Source organism: Synechococcus sp. H60.3 (assembly GCF_047462295.1).
Classification (GTDB): Bacteria; Cyanobacteriota; Cyanobacteriia; order Thermostichales; family Thermostichaceae; genus Thermostichus.
The window spans coordinates 1-2,883 of record NZ_JANSIY010000002.1 but is presented as its reverse complement, the minus strand read 5'-3'; the positions used below and the strand labels follow the sequence as shown (position 1 = coordinate 2,883).

Below are 2,883 nucleotides of genomic sequence, written 5' to 3'. Positions count from 1 at the left end.
TTGGGCCCGGCAAACCCTATCTGGGCGCCGGGTTCGGCCAGGATCAAGTCTCCCAGCATGGCAAAGCTGGCGGTCACCCCCCCATAGGTGGGATGGGTAAGCACGGAGATAAACAACTGGCCGGCTTCGCGGTGCCTTTGCAGAGCGGCTGCCGTTTTGGCCATCTGCATCAGGCTGAGGATCCCTTCCTGCATGCGGGCTCCCCCAGAGGCCGAAAAAAGGATCAGGGGTAGGTGATCGCAGGTGGCGCGTTCAGTGAGACGGGTAATCTTCTCGCCTACGACCGAGCCCATGCTGCCGCCCATAAAGCGAAAATCCATCACGCCCATCGCCACCGGGATCCCTTCCAGAGTGCCTAACCCGGTCAGGACGGCATCCTTGAGCTGGGTGCGCTCCTGGTAGGCGGCCAGGCGCTCGGCGTAGGGCTTTTGGTCGAAAAAGTGCAGCGGATCGGTGGGGGCCAGGTGCTCGTCGAGGGGCTGCCAGGAGCCGGGATCCAAAAGCTGCTCCAGCCGCTGCGGGGCTGTGATGCGATGGTGGTAGCCACAGCTTGGACAAACCTGCCAGTTCTGCTGCAGATCTTTGCTGTAGGTGAGAGCGTCGCAAGCTGGACACTTCTGCCAGAGGCCGTCGGCAATCTCTCGCACTTGCCGCTCTTTGTCGAAGGGGCTGCTGCCTGTCAAGTTGAGAGAAGTCTGTTTGCGCCGCTCGGCAAACCAATCCAGTAAAGACATAGCCGCTGAGGTACCCCCCTAGCTAGGGATGGCCAGAGCCGAATCTACAAGCCCTGCCGGTGAGCTGCGAAACTCATCTTAACGTTCTCAAGCTATCAAAGAATCGCCAAGCTGGAAATAGAAACTTGCAGTAGCCATGACCGCAGAAACCCAGTGGCAGGTGTTGACCACAGGGGATGGATCCCTGACCTTTTTCTCCCAGGAGTTTGGGCAGGCTTTTCACAACGTCAGCGGCGCCGCTCAGGAGGCGCTGGAGAAGTTCGTCCGCCCTTGCCGGCTGGATCGGCTGCCGTTGGAGCGGGATCCGGAGGATCCTATTTGCCTTTTGGATATTTGCTTTGGCCTTGGCTACAACTCTGGCCTGGCCTTGGAGACAATCTGGCAGGTGCGGCCCGACTGCCCTGTAGAAGTCATTGGCCTAGAGCGCTCCCCGCAGGTGCCCCGCCAGGCCTGGCAGGTGGGGGTGGGATCCACTTGGAGCTTTAGCCAGGAGTGGCAACACTTTATCAACGAGGGATCCTGGCAATCGCCGCGCTGGCGCGGAACGCTGCTGTGGGGAGATGCCCGCCAAACTCTGTTGCAGGTGCCGCTGGGATGGGCGGATGCGGTGTTTTTGGATCCCTTCTCCCCTTCCGTCTGCCCGGAGCTGTGGACGGTGGACTTTTTGCGGGCAGTGGCGGCGCGAATGCGCCCCGGCGGGATCCTGGCCACCTATTCCTGTGCGGCGGCGGTGCGAGCAGCCTTGCTGGAGGCGGGGCTTTTCATTGGCTCGACGCCGCCGGTGGGTCGCCCTTGGCCGGGCACGGTGGCCTCACCCCAACCGGATCACCTGCCGCCCCTCTCCCCCATGGAGCGGGAGCACCTGAAAACCCGCGCCGCTGTGCCCTACCGGGATCCCACCTTGCAGGGAGACAGAGCCCAGATTCGGCTGCAGCGCCAGCAGGAACAGCAAACCTCACCCCTTGAGCCCACTTCCGCCTGGAAACGCCGCTGGCTTGTGCAAGCCTAGCAACCGGAGGGCAGCTTTTGCCGGGGTTGCTGTCGGGGTGTAGCCAAGACACCTGCACCAGTCCCGTACCCTTACGCACGCTGCTGTCTCTTGACAAAGTTAAGCTAAGATAAAGCTTTTTCTCCAGGGAACTGCTATGTCTACACTGGTTGCCCTTTGTGCCGAACAGCACCGGGTTATCCTGCAGTTCTTGGCTCGTCTCTCTCGGGCCTCGGAGTTGGATCTGGAGCAGCGGCGTCTCTGGGTGCAAAGGTTGCGGCAGCGCCTCTCCCGCCACATTCAATTGGAGCGCCATGTCCTCTACCCGCTGCTCAGGACGGCTCTGGCAGCGGATCCCCAGCTCAGCAGCCAGGTCAATGGGCTGGAGCAACAGTTGCGGGATCAGATCCCGGAGCTGACCCGCTTTTTGCACCAGGCGGAGCGTGAGCCGCAGCAGTTGGATCCCTCTGCTGCCCTTCACTTTTATCGGCAGTTGCGGGCCCAGTTTGAGCAGGAAGAGAAGCTCTTGCATCCCCTCTTTGCCCAGCGTGTTTCTCCCGCCGCCGAGCAACAGCAGTTGCGCCTGTTCCGCAAGCGCCTGCAGGCCAGTGCCCCCAGTTCTGCCGGTCGTCGCCTCAATCTAGAGGAATGGGAGCGGCAGGCCGTGACTCGCCCTGTCTTGCCCCGCGAACGCCTTTGGCCCCCGCCAGGTAGCACAGCGTCGACGGCCACCCCTTAACCAAGGACGGTCTTGTCTTTGGATTCTGCCTTGGGTAACTTTCTGCTGGTTTTGGCAAGCTGGCCTGTGGTACCTTTTCCCCAGCCGACCCCTTGAATCGATGCAACCCTGGGATCCCGAAACCTACGTCGACTCGATGGCCCAACTGCTGCAACTGCCCCTGCATCCCGACCATCGAGCGGGGGTGATCGCAAACTTCGCCCGCTTTTTGCCCCTTGCTCAACAGGTACTGGAGTTTCCGCTGCCACCGACGGTTGAGCCAGATCCTACCTTCAACCCCCAGCCATGACCCCGGATCCCCCTCTTCTCGGCAGCGCCGACGGGTTCGCGATTGCCAGGGCCGTCCGCCAGGGATCCGTGAGCGCCCAGGCAGTGGTGGCCGCCTGTCTGGAGCGGATTCGCCAGCGGGATCCCCAGCTCAA

The 2,883-nt window shown here is 62.0% G+C and carries 4 protein-coding genes; 3 read left to right on the top strand and 1 reads right to left on the bottom strand.

Annotated elements, in window-relative coordinates; all coding sequences use genetic code 11:
* The coding region (accD, locus tag NW841_RS00370; RefSeq protein ID WP_414384899.1) for an acetyl-CoA carboxylase, carboxyltransferase subunit beta at positions 1–734 on the bottom strand (734 nt) is incomplete at its 3' end.
* A 136-nt stretch (positions 735–870) separates the two neighbouring features.
* Between accD and NW841_RS00365 the strand changes: the two genes are divergently transcribed.
* The 3 genes from NW841_RS00365 to NW841_RS00355 all read left to right on the top strand — a co-directional run bounded on the left by NW841_RS00365 (position 871) and on the right by NW841_RS00355 (position 2,750).
* A complete protein-coding gene (locus NW841_RS00365; RefSeq protein WP_414333079.1) occupies positions 871–1,743 on the top strand; it encodes a tRNA (5-methylaminomethyl-2-thiouridine)(34)-methyltransferase MnmD in 873 nt (290 codons plus the stop codon).
* A gap of 136 nt (positions 1,744–1,879) precedes the next feature.
* On the top strand, positions 1,880–2,461 hold the full coding sequence (locus tag NW841_RS00360; protein ID WP_414367747.1) for a hemerythrin domain-containing protein: 582 nt from the start codon (positions 1,880–1,882) through the stop codon (positions 2,459–2,461).
* Between the two features lie 100 nt (positions 2,462–2,561).
* Positions 2,562–2,750, top strand: a complete 189-nt coding sequence (locus NW841_RS00355) for a DUF4089 domain-containing protein (RefSeq protein ID WP_414333082.1) — start codon at positions 2,562–2,564, stop codon at positions 2,748–2,750.
* Positions 2,751–2,883 lie beyond the last annotated feature (133 nt).